This window comes from Rhodococcus sp. P4_B6, assembly GCF_056402215.1.
The window spans coordinates 1-21219 of sequence record NZ_JBFUHV010000153.1; the positions used below are offsets into that span (position 1 = coordinate 1).

General features: G+C 68.7%; 20 protein-coding genes and 2 pseudogenes. 10 read left to right on the forward strand and 12 right to left on the reverse strand.

Features of this window, described 5'->3' with window-relative positions:
• The 4 genes and pseudogenes from AC1DWT_RS39985 to sucB form a co-directional block, all read right to left on the reverse strand.
• Positions 1 to 291: pseudogene (locus tag AC1DWT_RS39985) on the reverse strand (lipoyl synthase); the annotation flags it as partial.
• A gap of 52 nt (positions 292 to 343) precedes the next feature.
• The gene (gene lipB / locus AC1DWT_RS39990; RefSeq protein ID WP_206012681.1) at positions 344 to 1120 is read right to left on the reverse strand and encodes a lipoyl(octanoyl) transferase LipB; all 777 of its coding nucleotides are present in this window, start codon (positions 1118 to 1120) and stop codon (positions 344 to 346) included.
• A gap of 48 nt (positions 1121 to 1168) precedes the next feature.
• The gene (locus AC1DWT_RS39995) at positions 1169 to 2059 is read right to left on the reverse strand and encodes a TIGR01777 family oxidoreductase (protein WP_206012680.1); all 891 of its coding nucleotides are present in this window, start codon (positions 2057 to 2059) and stop codon (positions 1169 to 1171) included.
• Positions 2060 to 2151: 92 nt separating this feature from the next.
• A complete protein-coding gene (sucB, locus tag AC1DWT_RS40000; protein WP_206012679.1) occupies positions 2152 to 3891 on the reverse strand; it encodes a 2-oxoglutarate dehydrogenase, E2 component, dihydrolipoamide succinyltransferase in 1740 nt (579 codons plus the stop codon).
• A 327-nt stretch (positions 3892 to 4218) separates the two neighbouring features.
• On the opposite strand from sucB, the gene AC1DWT_RS40005 reads away from it, so the two are divergent.
• Positions 4219 to 4557 (forward strand): oxidoreductase, encoded by a 339-nt coding sequence (locus tag AC1DWT_RS40005; protein ID WP_072945480.1) that lies wholly within the window; start codon positions 4219 to 4221, stop codon positions 4555 to 4557.
• Between the two features lie 68 nt (positions 4558 to 4625).
• On the opposite strand, the gene AC1DWT_RS40010 is transcribed toward AC1DWT_RS40005, so the two are convergent.
• Positions 4626 to 6143, reverse strand: a complete 1518-nt coding sequence (locus AC1DWT_RS40010) for a leucyl aminopeptidase (RefSeq protein ID WP_095865228.1) — start codon at positions 6141 to 6143, stop codon at positions 4626 to 4628.
• Positions 6144 to 6269: 126 nt separating this feature from the next.
• Between AC1DWT_RS40010 and gcvT the strand changes: the two genes are divergently transcribed.
• A complete protein-coding gene (gcvT, locus tag AC1DWT_RS40015) occupies positions 6270 to 7370 on the forward strand; it encodes a glycine cleavage system aminomethyltransferase GcvT (protein WP_072945477.1) in 1101 nt (366 codons plus the stop codon).
• 63 nt (positions 7371 to 7433) lie between these two features.
• Complete coding sequence (locus AC1DWT_RS40020; protein WP_072945475.1) at positions 7434 to 8537, forward strand: branched-chain amino acid aminotransferase; 1104 nt, start codon at positions 7434 to 7436, stop codon at positions 8535 to 8537.
• 69 nt (positions 8538 to 8606) lie between these two features.
• On the opposite strand, the gene AC1DWT_RS40025 is transcribed toward AC1DWT_RS40020, so the two are convergent.
• The 3 genes from AC1DWT_RS40025 to cobU are packed head-to-tail and all read right to left on the reverse strand — an operon-like array spanning position 8607 to position 11127.
• The gene (locus tag AC1DWT_RS40025) at positions 8607 to 9347 is read right to left on the reverse strand and encodes an adenosylcobinamide-GDP ribazoletransferase (RefSeq protein ID WP_206012678.1); all 741 of its coding nucleotides are present in this window, start codon (positions 9345 to 9347) and stop codon (positions 8607 to 8609) included.
• A 2-nt stretch (positions 9348 to 9349) separates the two neighbouring features.
• Positions 9350 to 10486 carry a nicotinate-nucleotide--dimethylbenzimidazole phosphoribosyltransferase gene (gene cobT / locus AC1DWT_RS40030; protein WP_072945471.1) on the reverse strand — a complete coding sequence of 379 codons (1137 nt, stop codon included), beginning with the start codon at positions 10484 to 10486 and terminating at the stop codon, positions 9350 to 9352.
• Positions 10483 to 11127: a bifunctional adenosylcobinamide kinase/adenosylcobinamide-phosphate guanylyltransferase gene (gene cobU / locus AC1DWT_RS40035; RefSeq protein ID WP_072945469.1), complete on the reverse strand. Its 645-nt coding sequence runs from the start codon at positions 11125 to 11127 to the stop codon at positions 10483 to 10485. Before cobU ends, cobT begins: the two co-directional genes overlap by 4 nt.
• A gap of 100 nt (positions 11128 to 11227) precedes the next feature.
• Between cobU and AC1DWT_RS40040 the strand changes: the two genes are divergently transcribed.
• Complete coding sequence (locus AC1DWT_RS40040; RefSeq protein ID WP_072945467.1) at positions 11228 to 11443, forward strand: hypothetical protein; 216 nt, start codon at positions 11228 to 11230, stop codon at positions 11441 to 11443.
• 3 nt (positions 11444 to 11446) lie between these two features.
• Here the strand turns inward: AC1DWT_RS40040 and AC1DWT_RS40045 are convergent, their stop codons facing one another.
• Positions 11447 to 12103: a DUF3043 domain-containing protein gene (locus AC1DWT_RS40045; protein WP_095865231.1), complete on the reverse strand. Its 657-nt coding sequence runs from the start codon at positions 12101 to 12103 to the stop codon at positions 11447 to 11449.
• Positions 12104 to 12191: 88 nt separating this feature from the next.
• Here AC1DWT_RS40045 and AC1DWT_RS40050 point away from each other — a divergent pair, with 88 nt between their 5' ends.
• The 3 genes from AC1DWT_RS40050 to AC1DWT_RS40060 all read left to right on the forward strand — a co-directional run bounded on the left by AC1DWT_RS40050 (position 12192) and on the right by AC1DWT_RS40060 (position 14910).
• A complete protein-coding gene (locus tag AC1DWT_RS40050) occupies positions 12192 to 13268 on the forward strand; it encodes a glycerate kinase family protein (RefSeq protein ID WP_072945462.1) in 1077 nt (358 codons plus the stop codon).
• 138 nt (positions 13269 to 13406) lie between these two features.
• Positions 13407 to 13757 (forward strand): iron-sulfur cluster assembly accessory protein, encoded by a 351-nt coding sequence (locus AC1DWT_RS40055; RefSeq protein WP_005247725.1) that lies wholly within the window; start codon positions 13407 to 13409, stop codon positions 13755 to 13757.
• 178 nt (positions 13758 to 13935) lie between these two features.
• Positions 13936 to 14910, forward strand: a complete 975-nt coding sequence (locus AC1DWT_RS40060) for a carbohydrate kinase family protein (protein WP_072945459.1) — start codon at positions 13936 to 13938, stop codon at positions 14908 to 14910.
• 69 nt (positions 14911 to 14979) lie between these two features.
• On the opposite strand, the gene asnB is transcribed toward AC1DWT_RS40060, so the two are convergent.
• Positions 14980 to 16905 (reverse strand): asparagine synthase (glutamine-hydrolyzing), encoded by a 1926-nt coding sequence (gene asnB, locus AC1DWT_RS40065; protein ID WP_206012677.1) that lies wholly within the window; start codon positions 16903 to 16905, stop codon positions 14980 to 14982.
• Between the two features lie 272 nt (positions 16906 to 17177).
• On the opposite strand from asnB, the gene ctaC reads away from it, so the two are divergent.
• Both ctaC and AC1DWT_RS40075 read left to right on the forward strand, forming a co-directional pair.
• Positions 17178 to 18245 carry an aa3-type cytochrome oxidase subunit II gene (gene ctaC / locus AC1DWT_RS40070; protein ID WP_072945455.1) on the forward strand — a complete coding sequence of 356 codons (1068 nt, stop codon included), beginning with the start codon at positions 17178 to 17180 and terminating at the stop codon, positions 18243 to 18245.
• A 41-nt stretch (positions 18246 to 18286) separates the two neighbouring features.
• Entirely contained in the window at positions 18287 to 18703 is a 417-nt protein-coding gene (locus tag AC1DWT_RS40075; RefSeq protein WP_072945453.1) for a cytochrome c oxidase subunit 4, read from the forward strand.
• Positions 18704 to 18770: 67 nt separating this feature from the next.
• Here AC1DWT_RS40075 and AC1DWT_RS40080 read toward each other — a convergent pair whose 3' ends face one another.
• A complete protein-coding gene (locus AC1DWT_RS40080) occupies positions 18771 to 19379 on the reverse strand; it encodes a TetR/AcrR family transcriptional regulator (protein ID WP_477924866.1) in 609 nt (202 codons plus the stop codon).
• 68 nt (positions 19380 to 19447) lie between these two features.
• On the opposite strand from AC1DWT_RS40080, the gene AC1DWT_RS40085 reads away from it, so the two are divergent.
• Positions 19448 to 20389 (forward strand): DMT family transporter, encoded by a 942-nt coding sequence (locus AC1DWT_RS40085; RefSeq protein ID WP_206012676.1) that lies wholly within the window; start codon positions 19448 to 19450, stop codon positions 20387 to 20389.
• A gap of 2 nt (positions 20390 to 20391) precedes the next feature.
• Here AC1DWT_RS40085 and AC1DWT_RS40090 read toward each other — a convergent pair.
• Positions 20392 to 21219 (reverse strand): annotated as a pseudogene (locus AC1DWT_RS40090) (cytochrome bc1 complex cytochrome b subunit); the annotation flags it as partial.

A 21219-nucleotide genomic window follows, 5' to 3' on the forward strand; every position in this document is an offset into this window, starting at 1 on the left:
GTCGTCGGGTTTGCCGGTGTCGATCTGGCAGAAGTCGCAGCGGCGGGTGCACTGTTCACCGCCGATGAGGAACGTCGCCTCGCGGTCTTCCCAGCATTCGTAGATGTTGGGGCAGCCGGCTTCTTCGCAGACGGTGTGCAGACCCTCGCGTTTGACGAGGCTTTTGAGCTCGGAGTATTCCGGGCCCATCTTCGCTCTCGTCTTGATCCAGTTGGGTTTGCGTTCGATCGGAGTCTCCGCATTTCGGATCTCGAGGCGGAGCAGTTTGCGTCCTTCTGGGGCCACAGTCACGGAGACGATGGTACGCCCGGCCCGTCGCACCCGGCGGGCCGGGGAGCGGAGGTCAACCGTACTGAACAGTAGTGAAGGTGGGTGCGGAGGACGTCGTCTCCGCGGCGGCGGAGTCGAACGTCACCCGCTCGATGTCGTGGTCGGTCACCGGAAGTTCGCCGTCGAGTGCGGCGACGACGGCCGCCGTCACCGCGGGTGTGACCTCCTCGACCGTGACGTCGCGGCCCAGTTCCCGCGACAGCGACGTCACCCCGGCGTCGCGGATGCCGCACGGGATGATCGCGTCGAAGCCCGTCAGAACGGAGTTGCAGTTGAGCGAGAAGCCGTGCAGAGCGACACCGCGCTGCACCCGCACCCCGATCGCCGCGACCTTCCGCTCGGGCAGCCACTGCCCGTTGTCGAGGGACGCGGGCAGCCACACGCCGGAGCGGCCGTCCACTCGGCCGCAGACGATGCCGAGGTCGGTGCACACGGAGATCAGCGCCTGCTCGAGCCTGCGGACGTAGCGCACGACGTCGACCGGTTCGGCGAGCTTGACGATCGGGTAGCCCACCAGCTGTCCCGGGCCGTGCCAGGTGATCTTCCCGCCGCGGTCGACGTCGATGACGGGAGTGCCGTCGGTGGGACGATCCTCCGGTTCGGTGCGGCGTCCCGCGGTGTAGACGGCGGGGTGTTCGAGCAGGAGCAGCGTGTCGGTGCCCACGCTCTCGGCGCGCTGCGCCGCCAGCTCGCGCTGTCGGTCCCAGGCGTCGACGTACCCGATCGTGCCGAGGTGTTCGACGGAGATCGGAGAGGGGCTGAAACGGGCGGATTGTGTCGCGCTGCTCATGCGCTAGAGGTTACGCCGGGCCGGTGGCCGTACCGCCACGAGCCGGGTTCACCGCACGAGGGCGGCGTCGAGCGCTTCCCCGATGGTGTTGTGCCGGAACCGGAATCCCGCGTTCTCGAGCACCGTCGGGATCGCGCGCTGCCCGGCCAGAATGCCTTCCTGCGCGAACTCGCCCACCAGCGCGCTGAGCGCGAACCCGGGCACGATCCACGGGGCGGGGCGGTGCATCGTCCGCGAGACCGCGCCGTTGAACTGCGCGTTGGTGACGGGTGCCGGGCCGGTGACGTTCACGGGACCGGCCACGTCGTCGCGGGAGAGCACGAACTTGATCGCATCGACCTCGTCCTCCAACGAGATCCACGACAGGTACTGGCGGCCGTTGCCGAGCCGGCCGCCGAGCCCGAACGAGTACAGGGTCTTCAGCCGGCCGAGCAGGCCGCCGTGGGGGGACAGGACGATGCCACTGCGCAGCCGCACCGTCCGGATCTTCGAGTCGTCGGCGGGGGCCGTCGCGGCCTCCCAGTCGCGGCAGGTGTCCGCGAGGAAACCCGTCCCGGACGGCGAGGTCTCGTCGACGACGCGGTCGCCGGTGTCGCCGTAGTAGCCGACGGCGCTCGCATTCACGAACACGGGAACCCCGGCCTCGGCGACAGCCTCGGCCAGGACGTCGGTGGCGGCGATCCGGCTGTCCCGGATCAGTTGCTTGTATGCGCCGGTCCAGCGTTTGTCGCCGATCCCGACGCCGCACAGATTCACGACCGCGTCGGCGTCCACGAGGATCCCGGTGTCGAGCCGGTCCTTCTGCGGATCCCAGCGGGACTCGTCGGGACCCGCCGACGACCGGCGGACCAGACGGACGACGTCGTGACCGTCGCCGCGGAGGGACGAGACGAGAGCGGTGCCAATCAGCCCGGAGGATCCGGCGATGACCACGCGCATGTGCAACAGCCTCCTTCACAGCGCAGGGGCACCATCCCTGCTGGAAATGGTGCCCCTGCGAAACTACGTTCGGCTCGAAGTCCGGTGACGGATCAGAGGCCGAGATCGGCCTCGAACGCGCCCTGCTCCAGACGCTGCTTGATCGTGGTCAGGAAGCGGCCGGCGTCGGCACCGTCGACGAGACGGTGATCGTAGGTCAGCGGCAGGTAGCACATCGAGCGGACGCCGATGCTCTCGCTGCCGGACTCGTCGGTCACGACCACGGGACGCTTGACGATCGCACCGGTTCCGAGCATCGCGGCCTGCGGGGGCACGAGGATCGGGGTGTCGAACAGGGCGCCCTGGCTGCCGATGTTCGTGATCGTGAACGTGCCACCGGACAGCTCGTCCGGCTTGAGCCCACCGGAGCGGGCGCGCTTGGCGATGTCCGCGATGGCGCGGGCCAGTCCGGCCAGCGACAGGTCGCCGGCGTTGTGGATCACGGGGGACAGCAGGCCCTGGTCGGTGTCGACCGCGATGCCCAGGTGCTCGGCGTCGTAGTAGGTGATCTGCTTGTTCGCCTCGTCGTAGCTGGCGTTGACGTTCGGGTGCGACTTCAGCGCCTCGACGACGGCCTTCGCGAAGAACGGGAGGAACGTGAGCTTGACGCCCTCGCGCTCGACGAAGGTGTTCTTGGCCTGCGCGCGCAGGGCCGCGATCTTGGTGACGTCGACCTCGAAGGTCTGGGTGAGCTGCGCCGTGCTCTGCAGCGACTCCCGGGTCTTCGTGGCGGTGATCTGGCGAATCCGGTTGGCCTTCTGCGTGGTTCCGCGCAGGTGGGCCAGCTCGGGGCGGACCCCGGCGGAGGCGGCTGCCGGAGCAGCGGCGGCAGGCCGTGCGGCGGCAGGCGCGGCAGCGGCGGCCGGTGCCTTCTTGGCTTCGGCGGCAGCGAGAACGTCCTGCTTACGGATGCGGCCACCGACTCCGGTGCCCGTGACCGAGGACAGATCGACGCCGTTGTCCGCGGCGAGCTTACGTACCAGCGGGGTGACGTACGGGGTGCTGTCCCCGGACGTCGCCGCGGGAGCGGGTGCAGCGGCGGCGGGAGCAGGCGCGGATGCTGCCGGTGCGGCGGCCGGAGCCGGAGCGCTCTGGGCGGGTGCGGGCTTCGCCGGTTCCGGGGCCGGAGCGGGCTTCGCGGGCTCGGGGGTGGGCTCGGGCTTCGGTGCCGCGGCCGGCTTGGCGGCGGGCGCACCCGAACCGATCACGGCGAGCTGACCGCCGACGGAGACGGTGTCGTCTTCCTCGGCGCTGATCTCGAGAAGCGTGCCTGCGACGGGGGACGGGATCTCCGTGTCGACCTTGTCGGTGGACACCTCGACGAGCGGCTCGTCCACGGCGACCTCGTCGCCGACGGCCTTGAGCCAGCGGGTGACGGTGCCCTCGGTGACGGACTCACCCAGTTCGGGCATGTTCACCGCGGTGCCGTCGGCGGAACCGCCGCCGGACGCTGCGGGCGCGGGCTCTGCGGCCGGGGCCTCCGCGGCGGGAGCCGGCTCTGCGGCGGGCTCTGCGGCGGCGGGTGCGGGAGCGGAGTCGGAGGCGGGAGCCTCACCGGCGTCGCCGATCACGGCAAGTTCGCCACCGATTTCGACGGTGTCGTCTTCCTGAGCAACGATCTTGCTGAGAACGCCGGCCACGGGAGACGGGATTTCCGTGTCCACCTTGTCCGTGGAGACTTCGAGCAAGGGTTCGTCAACTTCGACCGTGTCTCCTTCCTGCTTGAGCCACCGCGTGACAGTTCCCTCGGTGACACTCTCACCAAGCGCTGGCATCTGGACGGAGAAGGCCATGTCTTTTGACTCCTCGACAGTTGTGTTCGGGTTGTTGAATTTTGTCGACTTGTGGTCGTGAACCATTGTGCTCGAGATGCACGTGTCTTGCGTCTACTTGCAGGTAATTCCGATTCGTCGTCACCCACTCGCTGTGTCGGCGCTCCACATCTTTCCATTGATCCGACGGGCGCGTCCGCCGAGGGGGACCCCCCGACGACTCCGGTGTGTCGCCACGTAATCCCTACTGGCCGGTAGTTTTCGTGCGCGGCGGAAACCGGACGTTCGCTGGCAAACTTGGAGGACATCGCGGGCGCCGTCCCGCGTACGCACTCGAGGAGGCTCGACGTGGGGTTGTTCGACCGTTTCTCGCGGCCTCGGTCCGGCCGATCTCAGGCGTCCCCGGAGGATGCCGCCCATCTCGCGAACTGGACTCGCACGCACCTCGGTGTAGAGGCGTACGTGGAACCCCGGACGACAGTGACCGAAGTCACCGTCGTGCTCGTCGCGGCGGACGGCGAGTGGACCCGGCGCCGGGTGGGCGGCGAACGCGGCGCCCGCAAACTCGGGGAGGATCTCCGCATCCCGGTGTACGACGTCCGCAAGACCGGCTACCCGCAGCGGATGCGCGACCACGACGCGCGGCGCCGCATCGAGCGGAAGCGGGAGCGCGAACGCGACCTGTAGGCGGCTCCGCCGCCCGTGCGCCTTTGTGGTTGCTGGAACAACCGGAAAGGCGCACGAGCCCGGAGGGCCTAACCGTTGGCGGCGATGTCCTCGATCACCGAGATCATGGTGCGCACCGGCACGCCGGTGCCGCCGCGGCCGGTGTAACCCCACGGTCCCGACGAGTTGTAGGCCGGTCCGGCGACGTCGATGTGCGCCCACTGGACGCCGTCGGCGACGAACTCCTTCAGGTACAGGGCCGCCGCGAGCATGCCGCCCCAGCGGTGATTCGTGACGTTGGCGAGGTCGGCGATCTTCGAGTCGAGGTCCGAGCGCAGTTCGGCGGGCATCGGCATGGCCCACGCGTTCTCACCGATCGTCTGGGAGATGGCGGCGACGCGGTCGCGGAACTCGTCGGTGCCCATGACGCCGGGGGTCCGGTTGCCCAGTGCCACCATCTGCGCGCCGGTAAGCGTCGCCGTGTCGATCAGGTAGTCGGGTTCGTCCTCGCAGGCGCGGACGATGGCGTCGGCGAGGACGAGGCGTCCCTCCGCGTCGGTGTTGATGACCTCCACCGTGGTTCCGCCGTACTGGGTGAGGACGTCGCCGGGGCGCTGCGCGGTGGACGACGGCATGTTCTCGGCCATCGGGACGGTGGCGGTGACGTCAACGGGCAGTCCGAGTTTGGCGGCGAGGACCACGGTCGCGACAACGGCTGCGGCGCCGCCCATGTCGGACGTCATGTTCTCCATGCCTGCGGCGGGCTTGATGGAGATGCCGCCGGTGTCGAACGTGATGCCCTTGCCGACGAGCGCGACCTTGGGGGCGTTCCGCTTCTTGGCGGAGTAGCTGAGGCGGACCAGTCGCGGCAGGCGGGACGAGCCCTTGCCTACTCCGAGGATGCCGCCGTACCCGTTCTTTTCGAGCGCCTTCTCGTCCAGGACCTCGACCTTCAGTCCCGCGTCGGTGCCGAGTGTCTTTGCGCGGTCGGCGAATTCGGCGGGGAAGAGGTGGCTCGGGGGTGTGTTGACGAATTCGCGTGCGGTGGCGACGGCTTCGGCGATCGCCGACGAGCGTGCGAGGGTGTCCTTCGCCTCCTTCGCCCGCGGGGACGACACCAGCAGCTCCACCCGGGAGACGGGCTGTGCGTCCGGGCCGGGAGCGGACTTCGCGGACTTGAATTCGGTGAACCGGTACGCGCCGAGGGCGAAACCTTCGGCTGCCGCACCGAGATCGAGCACGGACAGGGTGGTCGCGACAGTGCCGACACCGCTGAGCGAACGCGCCGCGGCGCCCGCGGACTTGCGGATCTGCTCGGCGTCGAGTTTCTCGGCCGAACCGAGTCCGACGGCGAGCACGCTGTCGACCGGCAGCGTGCCGGGTGCCGGGATGCGGGTGGTCTCCTCGGCCTTGCCGGAGGCGCCCACCGCGACGAGCGTGTCGAGCAGGTCGGTCAGCACCGATTCGTCGACGATGCCGTCTCCGAGCGCGATTTCGGGGCCGTCCGGGCTCGACGTCAGTCCGATCACCAACACGTCCACGCGCTTGCCGACGGTGCCGGCCAGTGCGAGTTGTGGTCCGAGGGGTCGGGCTGTGCGAGTGCTCACGGTGTCTCTCCTGCAGCGGTGGGGGATGAGTGGTGCCGGGTGGCCGACGTCCGTCCCGATGGTAGTGCTCCGCCGTCGTCGGCTACCCGGTGCGCGTCTACCCGGAGGTCCGATAGGTTGAGGCGCATGACCGAGGAGCAGTTGTCGCAGGGGCCCGTCCACGCCGTCCACGTCGAACTCGGGGCCACGTTCGCTCCGTTCGGTGGCTGGGAGATGCCCGTGTCGTATGCCGGCACCGTCGCCGAGCACACCGCGGTCCGTGAATCGGTCGGAGTGTTCGACGTCAGCCACCTCGGCAAGGCCCTCGTGCGGGGCAGCGGCGCCGCCGCGTTCGTGAACTCGGCGCTGACCAACGACCTCGACAAGATCGGGCCCGGCAAAGCGCAGTACACRCTGTGCTGCACGCCGTCGGGTGGAGTGATCGACGATCTGATCGCCTACTACGTGGGCCCCGACGAGGTGTTCCTCGTCCCCAACGCGGCCAACACCGCGGACGTGGTCGCGGCACTGGCCGCCGCCGCCCCCGACGGGGTCACTGTGGAGGACCAGCACCGGGACTTCGGCGTGATCGCCGTGCAGGGGCCGAAGTCGGTAGAGGTGCTCACCGCGCTCGGCCTGCCGACCGACATCGACTACATGGCCTTCACGGACGCCACCTGGGACGGCGTTCCCGTCCGTGTCTGCCGCAGCGGGTACACCGGCGAGATCGGCTTCGAGCTGCTGCCACGCTGGGAAGACAGCGAGAAGTTGTTCCGGGCGGCGGTCGAGCAGGTTCGCGCTCACGGCGGCCAGGTCGCCGGTCTCGGCGCCCGGGACACGCTGCGCACCGAGATGGGGTACCCGCTGCACGGGCACGAGTTGTCGCTCGAGATCTCGCCGCTCGAGGCGCGCTGCGGCTGGGCGATCGGCTGGAAGAAGCCGAAGTTCTGGGGCAGGGAGACTCTCGCCGACGAGAAAGCGTCCGGCCCGGCCCGCAGGCTGTGGGGCATCAAGGCGCTGGACCGCGGGGTCCTGCGCGCCGGTCAGACCGTGCTCCGCGACGGCGAGTCGATCGGCGAGACCACGTCGGGCACGTTCTCGCCCACGCTCAAGGTTGGGATCGCGCTGGCGCTGCTCGATTCCGGGTCCGGGGTGTCGGCCGGAGACGAGATCTCCGTGGACGTCCGGGGGCGCTCGCTGCGCGCCGAGGTGGTGTCCCCGCCGTTCGTGGAGATCAACACCAAGTAAGCACCTGTCGCGGACGACCTGTCGGCGGTGGGGCGGAGGAAGGCGTTCGATAAGATCACGAGCATGACAGGTGTCACCGAGTTCGTTCGCGTCCCGCATCCCGCCCCCACCTCCGACGAGGTACGGCGAGAGATACTGGCGGCGCCCGGATTCGGCCGGTACTTCACCGACCACATGGCGTCGATCACCTACTCCACGGAGCTCGGCTGGCACGACGCGAAGGTGGAGCCGTACGGGCCGCTCCAGCTCGACCCCGCCGCGATGGTCCTGCACTACGGACAGGCCATCTTCGAGGGTCTGAAGGCGTACCGGCAGCCGGACGGCGGCATCTCGACGTTCCGCATCGAGGCGAACGCCGAGCGGCTCGCGACGTCGGCTCGCCGTCTCGCGATGCCCGAGCTGCCGGAGGAGTTGTTCGTCAAGTCGATCACCGAACTGCTCGAGCTGGACCACGAGTGGGTGCCCGCGGCCGGCGGTGAGGACGCGCTGTACCTGCGCCCGTTCATGTTCTCCACCGAGGCCGGTCTCGGTGTGCGTCCGGCCGACGAGTACCGCTACCTGCTGATCGCCTCGCCCGCGGGCGCGTACTTCCCGCGGGGGGTGAAGCCGGTCAGCGTGTGGCTGTCGACGGAGTACGTCCGGGCCGCACCCGGCGGCACCGGTGCCGCCAAGTTCGCCGGCAACTACGCGGCGTCGCTCCTCGCGCAGGCGCAGGCCGCCGACGAGGGTTGCGACCAGGTGGTGTGGCTCGACGCGATCGAGCGGTCGTACGTGGAGGAGATGGGCGGTATGAACCTCTTCTTCGTGTTCGGCTCCGGATCCGACGCCCGCCTCGTGACGCCGTCCCTGTCCGGTTCGCTGCTGCCGGGGATCACCCGCAATTCGCTGCTGACCCTCGCGATCGACGCCGGTTTCGCGGTGGAGGAGCGGCGGATCAGCACCGACGAATGGCGCACCAAGACGAAGTCCGGCGAGATCACCGAGGTGTTCGCGTGCGGAACGGCGGCGGTCATCACGCCCGTCGGCCGGGTCAAGTCCGCCGAAGGTGAATTCACGATCGCCGACGGCGAGCCCGGCGAGGTCACCATGGCCCTGCGCGACACGCTGACCGGAATTCAGCGGGGAACGTTCGCCGACACCCACGGCTGGATGACCAAACTGCGCTGAGCCGTTGCGGCGGTCGACTGCGCTGAGCCGTTGCGGCGGTCGACTGCGCTGAGCCGTTGCGGCGGTCGGTCAGAAAGCGAGACCGATCGCCGAGACGGTGACGGTGATCTCGAGCGCGGCTCCGAGCACGTCACCGTTCAGGCCGGCGAATCGCCGGACGCAGTGGCCCACCAGCAGTGCGGTGAGTGTCAGCGCCACCGCCACGACGACCGGTCCCTGCCACCCCGGCGAGATGCACCACGCGCCCGCCGCGAGGAGCGGAACGGTCCAGGCGAGTCCGGTCCACGGCGACTGGGTTTCGGCGACCAGCGCGCCGAACCCTTCCGTGGAGGACGCGGGGATTCCGCGGCGGCAGGCGAACACGACCGCCACCCGCCCGGCCGCCACGGCGACGGCCACACCCGCGAACTGTCCTGCGGCGGCGAGAGATCCGAACGCCAGCCCCTGCGCGCCCAGGCAGATCACCAGGGCGCACACCCCGAACGGTCCCGCACCACCGCTGTGCATCACGGCCCGCGCCCGCTCCGGCGGCCCGTAGCAGCCGAGCCCGTCGACGCTGTCGGACAGTCCGTCGACGTGCATGCCGCGGGTGGCGAGGGCGTGCGCCCCGACCGTCACCAGGCCGGCGAGGGCGGGGTCGAGACCGGCGGACACGAGCACCCACAGCAGCCCCGCGGCCAGGGCGCCCAGCGCGATCCCCGTCACCGGCGCCGCGCGGATCGCGCGGCCTCCCGCCGCGCGGTCGACGGTGTCCGGTCCGCGCAGGGGGAGGACGGTCAGCCAGGAGAAGGCGAGCAGCACGCCCGTCACGGTCAGCCCGCGGTGTCGGCGGCGGAGTCGGTCCCGGTGCCGGAGTCGGTCCGGGTTTCGGAGCCGTCTTCGGCGTCGCGGGTGCTGACCCCGGCTTCTGCGAACGTCGCCATCTCCGCGAGTGTCGCGACGGCGGCCTGAAGGATCGGCAGTGCGGTGACGGCACCGGACCCCTCGCCGAGTCGCATGTCGAGTTCGAGGAGGGGGTCGAGTTGCAAATGCTTCAGCGCGATCGTGTGGGCCGGTTCGGTGGAACGGTGGCCGGCCAGCCACCACGCGCGGGCGCCGGGCGCCAGTTCCTCCGCAACCATCGCGGCCGCGGTCACGACGACGCCGTCGAGGATCACCGGCGTCCTGCGGGCGGAGGCCTGCGCGAGGAACCCGGCCATCGCGGCGAGGTCGGCGCCCGACACCGTGCGCAGGAGCGCCACCGTGTCCCGGACCACCGGCCGGGCGCGGCGCAGCGCGTCGCGGATCGCCGCCGTCTTCCGGATCCAGCCGGCGTCGTCGACACCGGTGCCCCGGCCGACCGCCGCGACCGGTTCGGTGTCCGTCAGCGCGGCGATGAGAACGGTGGCCGGTGTGGTGTTGCCGATTCCCATGTCGCCGGCGATCAACAGGTCTGCGCCGGAATCGATTTCGGAGTCGGCGATCGATCGTCCGGCCTCGATGGCCTTCAGGGTCTCTTCGTGTGTGAGCGCGTCCTCGCGGTCGATCGCCCCCGACGAGCGCCGAATCTTGAACGCGGACACCGACGGATCCGTGTCGCCGTCGACCGACAGGTCGACGACGCGCACGCCGGCGCCCGCCCGGTTCGCGAGAGCGTTGACGGCCGCCCCGCCGCCGACGAAGTTGGCGACCATCTGCGCTGTCACCTCGGGCGGATACGCCGAGACGCCGGTCCGTGCCACGCCGTGGTCGCCGGCAAACACCACCACCCGTGCCCGTGCGAACGGGGCGGGTGGGCAGACGCCCTGGCAGGCCGCGGCCCAGCACGCCAGCGTCTCCAGACGTCCGAGCGATCCGGCCGGTTTGGTGAGCTGAAGCTGACGGGCCTCGGCCTGCGCGCGAATCCCTTCGTCGGGTGGGGTGACGGGTTCGAACCGACCGGGGTCGGTGCTCACGGACTCGCTGGTCACGCTTGGCCTCTCGCTCGAGTGGAATCTGCCCCGCACGACGCACGTGGGGGATCGTCTTTCAGGGTCATGGTCAGCCCGGCCACGACGAGGACCACGCGATCGCAGACCTGCGCGAGCCGCGAGTTGAGGGCGCCGATCTCGTCGCGGAACAGGCGACCGGACCGGGTCTCCGGGACGACGCCGAGCCCCACCTCGGGGGTCACCAGCACGAGTGCCCCGCGGTAGTCGCGGACGCTCGCGACCAGGTCGTCCGTGCGGGGCCCGATGGTGCCCCGCGGCGAATCCCAGGCGGCGGCGCCGTCGAGTTCGACGGTGAGCCAGGTGCCGAGATCGTCGACGAGGGTCGCCGTAGCGTCGGTGCGGGCACGAAGTTGATCGGCGAGGTCGCGACGGTGCGCGGTTTCCACGGTGACCCAGCTGTCGGGGCGCCGATCGCGGTGCTCGGCGACCCGGTGCTCCCAGTCCTGGTCGTCGGGGTCGCGGTGGCTGGTGGCGACGTAGCGCACCCGGCCCGCCCCGGCCAGGGCCTGGGTCAGTTCCTCGGCATGCGCGGATTTACCGGACCGTGCACCACCGAGTACCAGCGTTCGCGAGGGCTGGTACGGGTGACCCGGGTGGTCCCGGGGATCGGCGGTGGGCACGGAGGGAAACGCTACCAACCCGCCGACGTGGCAGTATTTTGACGAAGAACGTCAATTCCGCCACTGTTGGCGGGAAGTGGACGAGCGGAGAATTTCAGCCATGACCGAATTCCTCGTCCTCGTTGCACTTCTCCTCGTGCTGCAAGCGGCCGTGACATACGCCGGTCGGCACCTGGGTCCACTCCATCCGCGGCTGCGGAACAGCTACCGCGACAACTTCTTCCGGCCTGCCGATCCCCTGGCGGACCTGTCGCACGACCGCGACGCAGAACTGGGGCGGCTGCTCGCCGCGACGCACCGCGCGCCCCACAACTGACCGTCAGATGGCGTCGCCGGGCCGCACCCGCGGCTTGGGGGCCCGCAGCTTGCGGATCTGCGACGCCCGCACGAACGCGTACCAGCCGAGCTTGAAACCGCCGTCGGGGGTGTCCGGGAAGCGTTCCCGCACCTGATTGTTGATCTTGCGGCCCAGCCAGACACCCTCGATGGCCATGAACATCATCATGATGAGCATGGCGAGCGTCACGATCGCCTGCAGGGCCGGGCTGACGAACATCGCCATGATGAGCACGAGCGCCAGCGGCATGAACAGGCCGACCAGGTTGCGCCGGGCGTCGACGATGTCCCGGACGTACGCGCGGACCGGGCCCTTGTCGCGGGGGAGAAGGTACTTGTCCTCGCCGGCGAGCATGCGGTTGCGTCGCTCGGCGGCGGTAGCGCGTCGCTCCGCCGCGGCAACCTTGCGCTCTTCCTTGCTGCCGCGGGTCGCCTTCTTGCGGGCCCGGGCCTCTTTCGCGGTCAGGGGTGCGGGCGCAACCGGTCCGCGACGCTTCGACTCTGCGTCACGCCGCTTGGGGGTCGGGCGGCCCTTGCCCGCCTGCTCGACGGACTCCGCCTCCTGGGCCGTGGACGACTCGGCGACCTCGACGTCCCGCTTGTCTGAATCGTCCGAATCACCGCGGCGTAGCAATTTCACCCTTCCAGACTATGGGAAGACGCCACCGAGTGGAAAATTGCCCTCACATCGAAATGCCGGGTCGCGCCCGTCGCCATACACTTCGCCGATGCGAGTGTTGATCGCACCGGACTCCTTCGGTGAGACGCTGACCGCCGTCGAGGCGGCCGCCGCCATCGCGGCGGGATGGTCGGCCGTGCGCCCGGACGACCAGCTGATCGAGGCCCCGCAGTCCGACGGCGGCCCCGGCTTCGTGGACGTGGTCGCCGCAGCGGGCGGCACCGTCCGGACCACGGTGGTGGAAGGTCCACTCGGCGTCGACGTCCCCGCCCGCTGGCTCCTCGACGGCACCGACGCCTACCTCGAATCCGCCCAGGCCTGTGGGCTCGGCTTGCTCGGCGGACCGCCGACGCCCCGCACCGCCCGAGACGCGCACAGCCGGGGCGTCGGGCAGCTCGTGGTGGCGGCCCTCGACGCCGGAGCCCGCAGAATCGTCGTCGGTCTCGGCGGCAGCAGCTGCACCGACGGCGGCCGCGGCCTCGTCGAATCCCTCGCGGAGGGATTCGGTAGTGCGGACGCCGCTGTCGCCCGGCTGCGCGCGGTGGAACTGGTGGCCGCGACCGACGTCGAACACCCGCTGCTCGGCGAGCACGGCGCCGCCCGCGTGTTCGGGCCGCAGAAGGGTGCCGACCCCGGCACCGTCGCCTTCCTCGAGGACCGGAACACCGCGTGGGCCGGGCAACTGCACCGGGCGACCGCCCGGGACGTCGCGGCCGAGGCCGGAGCCGGAGCCGCGGGTGGTATCGGCGCCGCGCTGCTCGCGCTCGGTGGGACCCGCGAATCCGGCGCCCACGTGGTCGCCCAGCGCACCCGGCAGGACCGGCAACTCGCCTCCGCGCAGCTCGTGATCACCGGCGAAGGTCGCCTCGACCAGCAGTCGCTGCGCGGCAAACTCGTGATCGCGCTCGCCGCCGCAGCCCGCAGGCGGGCCATCGCGACGCTCGTCCTGGCGGGGCAGGTGCTCCTCGACACCGCCGATCTGGACCGCGCGGGCATCGACGACGCGCTGTCCCTGGCGGACCACGCCGGGTCGGTCGAACTCGCGATGTCGGACGCATACGCGCAGCTGAGAGACCTCGCCGCCGCCGCAGCCCGTGGATGGGACGGCACAGCCGCACGGCAGTAACCCGAAACCCCGACGTCGGATACCATGGACGTGGATCGATCTGCGGACGCTGCCGCAGTGAAGGGAACCCGGGAATAAGTCGGGCGCGGAGTACCGTTGAAGCGTTCACGGGTTTGTTACGAACTACAGGGAGAGCCCATGACTGTGCAGAACGAGACCGCCGTCCACGGCGTCAAGATGACCGAAGCCGCGTCCGCCAAGGCGAAGGCGCTGCTCGATCAGGAAGGTCGTGACGACCTCGCACTGCGTATCGCCGTGCAACCCGGCGGCTGCGCAGGACTGCGTTACCAGCTTTTCTTCGACGACCGCAACCTGGACGGCGACCTGATCGTGGACTTCGGTGGCGTCGCCCTCGCGGTGGACCGGATGAGCGCGCCGTACGTCGAGGGTGCCTCGATCGACTTCGTCGACACCATCGAGAAGCAGGGTTTCACCATCGACAACCCCAACGCGACCGGTTCGTGCGCCTGCGGCGACTCCTTCAACTGAGTCCCGGGACGAAGCACAACTGAATCGACAAGTCTGACGCGGCGCCGACCGGCTGCCGCGTCAGACTTTTTTCGTGCCCGACCACGCCGTCCCGAGTCGTCGTGCTGCCGACCGAACATGGTGGTACGCCGGGGTACGGTGAGAAATCCCGACCGAACTCATCGAAAGGCATCCGCCCGTGACAATTGCGGTAACCGGTTCCATCGCCACCGACCACCTGATGCGGTTTCCGGGCCGGTTCGCCGAGCAACTGCTCGCCGATCAGCTCAGCCACATCTCGTTGAGCTTCCTGGTCGACGACCTCGTAGTCCGGCGCGGGGGAGTGGGCGGCAACATCGCCTACGCCATGGGCGTCCTCGGTGGTTCCCCGCTGCTGGTGGGGGCTGTCGGAGCCGACTTCGCGGACTACCGCCAGTGGCTCGAGGACAACGGTGTCGACTGCACCGCCGTCCGGATCTCGACCACCGCGCACACCGCGCGTTTCGTGTGCACCACGGATGAGGACATGGCGCAGATCGCCTCGTTCTATCCCGGGGCGATGAGCGAGGCCCGCGAGATCCAACTGTCCGGCATCGCACCGGACGCCGACACGCTCGAGCTGGTCCTGATCGGCGCCAACGACCCCGAGGCGATGATCCGCCACACCGAGGAATGCCGCCGACTGGACATCCCGTTCGCCGCCGACCCGTCGCAGCAACTCGCGCGCCTGAATGGCGAGGAGGCGGCGGCGCTGATTCGTGGCGCGAAATACCTGTTCACGAACGAGTACGAGTGGGGATTGCTGCAGCAGAAGACCGGACTGTCCGAGGAGGAGATCCGCGCACAGGTCGGTGTCCGCGTCACGACGCTCGGGTCCAAGGGCGTCGAGATCGTCGACGCCGAAGGTAACTGCACCCGGGTCGCTGTCGTCCCCGAGAAGGCCAAGGTCGACCCGACCGGTGTCGGTGACGGATTCCGGGCCGGATTCCTCCTCGCGCACAGCGCAGGCCTGAGCTTCGAGCGTTCCGCGCAACTGGGGTCGCTGGTGGCCGTGCTGGTACTGGAGACCACCGGAACCCAGGAATGGACGTTCGACCGCGACGAGGCTGTCAAGCGCCTCGCGGATGCCTACGGCTCCACCGCCGCGGACGAGATCGCCGCGATTCTGCCGTAAGGCGGCTCCGCCGCCCGTGAGTGGTTGACGAGTCCCTGGACTCGTCAACCACTCACGGGCGCGAAGCGCCTAGATCGAGACCGGGTACGCCGGCTCGGCGATCTCAGGGACGATGCGGTTCTCCACGAAGATGCCGTGCCAGACCATGAAGATCAGCACGGTCCACAGTCGACGGCTGTGATCGGACACGCCGTCCCGGTGGTCGTTCAGCATCTTCGTGATCGCGACCTTGTCGAGCAGGTGATCGGTGCCCGAAGCCGCGATCTGCTCGTGCGCCCAGTCGAACAGTTCGGTGCCGCGCAGCCAGTGCCGCAACGGCACCGGGAAGCCCAGCTTCGCCCGATGCAGCACGTGGCCGGGGACGATCCCCTCCAGCGCCTGACGCAGCGCGTACTTGGTGGTGCTCTTGGCGATCTTCTGATCCAGCGGCACCCGCGACGCCACGTCGAAGACCTCCGGATCGAGGAACGGCACCCGCAGTTCGAGCGAATTGGCCATCGTCATCTTGTCGGCCTTGACCAGGATGTCGCCGCGCAACCACGTGAACAGGTCCAGGTGCTGCATCCGGGCCACCGGATCCCACCCCTGAGACTGCGCGTAGATCGGGTCGGTGACGTCACGGTGCGTCCACTCGGGCCGGAAGTCGCGCAGGACGGCGCGCAACTGCGCGTCGTTGAAGCTGCGCGCGTTGCCGTAGTACCGCTCCTCCAGGGTCAGCGAACCGCGATTGAGCAGGCTCTTGCCGCGGGTGCCGTCGGGGATGCGTTCGGACAGCTTCCCGGCGGCCCTGCGCAGGCCCTTGGGCAGGTACTCGAACGGCTTCAGCGAAATCGGCTCGCGGTAGATGGTGTAGCCGCCGAACAGTTCGTCGGCGCCCTCACCGGACAGCACGACCTTGACGTGCTTGCGTGCCTCCTTCGCCACGAACCACAGCGGAACCAGAGCGGGGTCGGCGACCGGGTCGTCGAGGTACCACACGATCTCGGGGATGGCGGCGGCGAACTCGGCGGGGCTGACCACCTTCACCACGTGCCGTGCACCGATCGCCTCGGCGGATTCGGCCGCGACGTCGACCTCGGAGTAGCCCTCACGCTCGAAACCGGTGGTGAACGTGATCAGGTTCGGGTTGTGGCGCATCGCGAGCGCCGCGATGGCCGTCGAATCGATGCCGCCCGACAGGAACGAGCCGACGGTCACGTCGGCGCGCATGTGCTTGGCGACCGAGTCCTCGAGCGCCTCCGCGATCTCGCGGTACCGGGCCTGCTCGGTGCCGGCGGCGAACGGACGCACCGGGAACGTGGGTGCGAAATAGCGGGTGATCACGGGTGCTTCGCCCGGCCGCACCCGCGCGAAGCACCCGGACTCGAGCCGGCGGATCTGCTTGTGGAGGGTTTCCGGCTCCGGCACGTACTGGAGGACGGTGTAGTGCTCGACCGCACGCGGATCGAGTTCGGTGCCGATGCCGATCAGGCTCGCCAGTTCCAGCAGGCTCTTCTTCTCGCTACCGAATGCGGTGCCGCCGGTGCCCGTCGCCAGGAACAGCGGTTTGATGCCGAACGGATCGCGGGCGATGAACAACTCCCGCGTCTCGGTGTCCCAGATCGCGAACGCGAACATGCCGCGCAGGCGACGGACGGCGTCTTCACCCCAGTAGTGGAACGCGGCGACGATGGCCTCGCTGTCGCCCTCGGTGACGAACTGCGCACCGAACTGCTCCGCGAGTTCGGCCCGCACTTCGAGGTAGTTGTAGATCTCGCCGTTGAACGTCAGCGCGTAGCGTTCCGGATTCTCCGCCGGACCCCACCGCAGTGGCTGGTGGGAGTGTTCGATGTCGATGATCGACAGCCGATTGAACCCGAAGACCAGGTGGTCGTCGTGCCAGGTCCCGTGCTCGTCCGGCCCACGGTGCCGCAGGCAGTGCATCGCCTGGTCGACCTGTGAGACGGCGTTGTCGCTGGTTTCTCCAGAGGTCAGTAGCCCGAGCAGTCCGCACACAGCGTCCGGTACCTCAATTCAGAATCTTGGAAGGCTCCACGAGGTGGAGGGGTCAGGGATCTCTGCCGGAAAGTATGCCGCAGATTGCCGACGCGTCCGGTTCGGGCCGTCGCCGGCACCGCCGCGGCCCGAACACCGGCACCGCCGCGGCAACGACAGCGACACATCGCCCGACCCGAGGATGGAGAGCCGCCACCTTTGGTCTACGCTGCGTAGTAATTGGGCCTTCCCATCGGGTGTGCCCTAGTGGAATTTGCGGCGATCAGGAAGGCGTGAACGTGGCGCAAGGTCGGATCCTTCGGCGGGCAGGGTTGGCAGTATCTTTGGGCATTGCTGCCTTGCTGCTGTCGGGTTGTTCAATCGACAACGAGGTGCTTCGTTTCGGGTGGCCTTCGGGCGTAACCCCGCAGGCGCACCGCATGCGTGAACTGTGGACCTGGTCGGTTATCGCCGCCCTCGTCATGGGTGTGCTGGTGTGGGGACTCACCTTCTGGGCGGTGATCTTCCACCGCAAGAAGAAGGACTCACCCGAGTTCCCGCGTCAGACGGCATACAACGTGCCGCTGGAGCTGGCGTACACCGCGGTTCCGTTCGTCATCATCGCCGTGCTGTTCTACTTCACGGTGGTCGTGCAGAACCATGTCCTCGAGAAGGAGGACAACCCGAACGTGGTGGTGGATGTCACTGCGTACCAGTGGAACTGGAAGTTCGGCTACCGCTCCATCGATCTCGGTGAAGGTGGCGGCCTGTACGACGGTGTCGACCAGGAGGCGCAGGCCGCCGTCGAGTCCGCATCGGCGCCCGAGGCGGAGGGCGAGGGTGAGCACGCCCTGCCCGGGCCGATCCACGGCAAGACGCCCCAGGACCTGTCGTACCTGCACTACGACAAGATCGAGACGGTCGGTTCGAGCAACGAGATTCCGATCCTCGTCCTGCCGACCGGCAAGAGGATCCAGTTCGAACTGGCCTCGGCTGACGTCATCCACGCCTTCTGGGTGCCGGAGTTCCTGTTCAAGCGTGACGTGAACCCGAACCCCAAGGAGAACCACTCCGACAACGTCTTCCAGATCAGTGAGATCGAGAAGGAAGGTGCCTTCGTCGGGCGCTGCGCCGAGATGTGCGGCACGTTCCACGCGATGATGAACTTCGAGGTTCGTGCCGTGAGCCCGGACAAGTTCGCGCAGTACATCGAGTTGCGCAAGCCGGCGAGCGAGGGCGGCCGGGATCTGACCACGGCGGAGGCTCTGCAGGCCATCGGCGAGTCCCCCGTCGCGACGTCGACGTCTCCCTTCACCACCGACCGCGGCTACAAGCAGGCGAGCGGTGTCGAAGGTAACTGAACCTGCTGCTGATACCTCACTGACCAAGGACAAGTGCTGATATGAAGATCGAAGCCAAGCTCTTCGAGATCCTGACGGTATTCTTCATTCTCGTCGCGATCGTCTACGGCGTCTTCACCGCCGTTTCACGAACCGGTATCGAGTGGGCGGGTCTGACGGGCATCTGCCTGTCGGCGGGACTGACGCTGATCATCGGAACGTATTTCCGGTTCGTCGCCCGTCGCCTCGACACCCGTCCCGAGGACTACGAGGACGCGGAGATCGCCGACGGCGCAGGCGACCTGGGCTTCTTCAGCCCCGGTAGCTACTGGCCGATCCTGCTCGCCGCCGCGGCCGCGTTCGTCGCCGTCTCGATGGCGTTCTTCCAGCCGTGGATGCTGGTGGTCGCCGTGGTTGCCGTGCTGGCCGCCGCTGCGGGTCTCGTCTTCGAGTACTACGTCGGGCCCGAGAAGCACTAGTCCACACACTTTTGTGACGGCGAAGGCGCCGAATCCCTCTGGGGTTCGGCGCCTTCGCTTTTCGTCGTCAGGCTTCGYGGTTCCGGGCGRCCGCCGCGGCGAGGAGGGCTGCGGCCTGTTCGGACGCGAGTCGCACCGCATCGGGGAACACCTGCAACCCGTGTGCGACCAGGGCGCCCTCGTGGAGCAGCATGACGGTGCGCGCGAGTGTCTCCGGATCGCGCACCGACGCGTCCCGGCACACATCGGTGAACAGGTCGAGCATCCACCGCTTCTGGCCGATGATGATCGCGTAGGCCGGATGTGACGGGTCACTGATCTCCGCGTGTGCGTTGACCATGCTGCATCCCTTCGCGCTGTTCTCCGCGGTCCATTCGCGGGACGCGTCGAAGATCGCCGTCAGCCGCAGTTCGGGTGAGTCGCCGACGGTGTCGAGATGGCCGGCGAGAAACGCCCGCCACCGCTGGTCCCGGTCGGCGAGGTACTCGACCACGATCTGTTCCTTCGAGCCGAAACGGTCGTAGAGCGTCTTCTTCGTGACGCCGGCTTCTGCGGCGATGAGATCGACGCCGACCGCGTGGATTCCCCGCTCGTAGAACAGTCGGTCCGCCGCGGCCAGCGCTCGTCGCGCGCCCGGCGTCAGCGTCACGCGCTGCGGTTGCTGCACAGACTCCATGGCGAAAGTATACAGATCGGTGTACTTTCAGGAAGTAAACCGATCTGTTTACTGGGTGGTGGTTCGTCGTGAACGTGTTGTTCGCCGTGATGTTCGTCGTGTGCTGGAGTTCCGGTTTCATCGGGGCCAAACTCGGCGCCGGGGACGCAGATCCGCTCACGGTGCTGACCTGGCGGTTCCTCCCACTGGCCGCCGCGCTCGTACTGGGCGCGGCGCTGTTCCGACGCCTTCGGTGGCGGGGAATCGGATTCCGTGCGCTCCGCCGTGGGGTGGTGGTGGGCGCGCTGTCGCAGACCGGGTATCTGCTGACCGTCTACCAGGCGATCGGACTCGGCGTCTCGACCGGCACCACCGCACTGATCGACGGCACCCAGCCCCTGGTCGTCGCCGTGCTGGCAGGCCCACTGCTCGGTCAGAACGTCGCGGCGAGGCAGTGGTGGGGGCTGCTGCTCGGACTGACGGGTGTCGTGATCGTCACCGCCGGCGACGCCACCGCGGCCTCCGGCGTGCCGTGGTGGGCATACCTCGTGCCGTTCGCCGGAATGCTGTCGCTGGTGGCCGCGACATTCGTGGAGAGCCGGTCACCCGACGACACCGACCCCGTAGTGGCCCTCACGGTGCACTGCGCGACCAGCGCCGCGCTGTTCACCGCTCTCGCGGCGTTCGACGGAAAGCTGTCGCCGCCGGCGACGCCACCGTTCTGGTGGTCGGTGGCGTGGCTGATCGTCCTGTCCACCGTCGGCGGCTACGGCCTGTACTGGCTCGTGCTGCGGAGCGGGATCACGCGGGTCAATGCCCTGATGTTCCTGATGGCGCCGGTGACGGCGATCTGGGGAGCCGTGATGTTCGGCGAGCCGTTCGGGGGCGCGCTCGGACTTCTCGTCGGCCTCGGGGCGGTCGTACTCGTGTTCCGTGCGCAGCCGCGGGGGAGGGGAGCGCGCACGGTCCAGATAGACGACCAGAGCCCCGAACCGGAAGTGGTTCGGGGCTCTGGTCGGTTGCGGAGGTGAGGCTAGTGCGCCTCGCCGTTGCCGGACGATCCGTTGCCGGAGGTCGGCGAACCGTTGCCGTGGGCACGGTCCTGGTACTCCCGCAGCATCGTGAGCTGCTCGTGCTCACCGTGGTGCAGGGCGTGCTCGAGCGCCAGGCTCTCCTCGACCGGGTCGGCCGTGACGAGGCTGCCGGAACCGGGCTTGCCGGCGGAACCGAGCTTGTTCATCTTCTTCGGGACGGTCGCACCCTGGTACTCGAGCGGGATCGGGTGACCGTGGTCGTCGACCGGGCCGAGCGGCTGGTGGATCTCGATGTACTGACCGTTCGGCATCCGCTTGATGATGCCGGTCTCGATGCCGTGCTCGAGGACCTCACGGTCGCTGCGCTGGAGACCCAGGCAGAACCGGTAGGCGACGAAGAAGGCGATCGGAGGCAGCAGCACCATGCCGATACGGCCGATCCACGTCATCGCGTTCAGGGAGATGCTCAGGTGGTACGCGATGATGTCGTTGATGCAGGAGATCGTCAGGACGGCGTAGAACGCGATCGCCATCGCACCGATCGCGGTACGCACCGGAACGTCGCGCGGACGCTGCAGCAGGTTGTGGTGAGCATCGTCCTTGGTCAGACGCTTCTCGATCCACGGGTAGGCGATCAGGACCGTGAACACCAGACCCATGATCAACGCGACGGCGAACACCGACGGGATGGTGTAGCGGTTGAACAGGTAGATGTCCCATGCCGGCCACAGACGGGCCAGGCCGTCCGTCCACATCATGTAGATGTCGGGCTGCGAACCTGCCGACACCTGCGACGGGTTGTAGGGGCCGATGGTCCAGACCGGGTT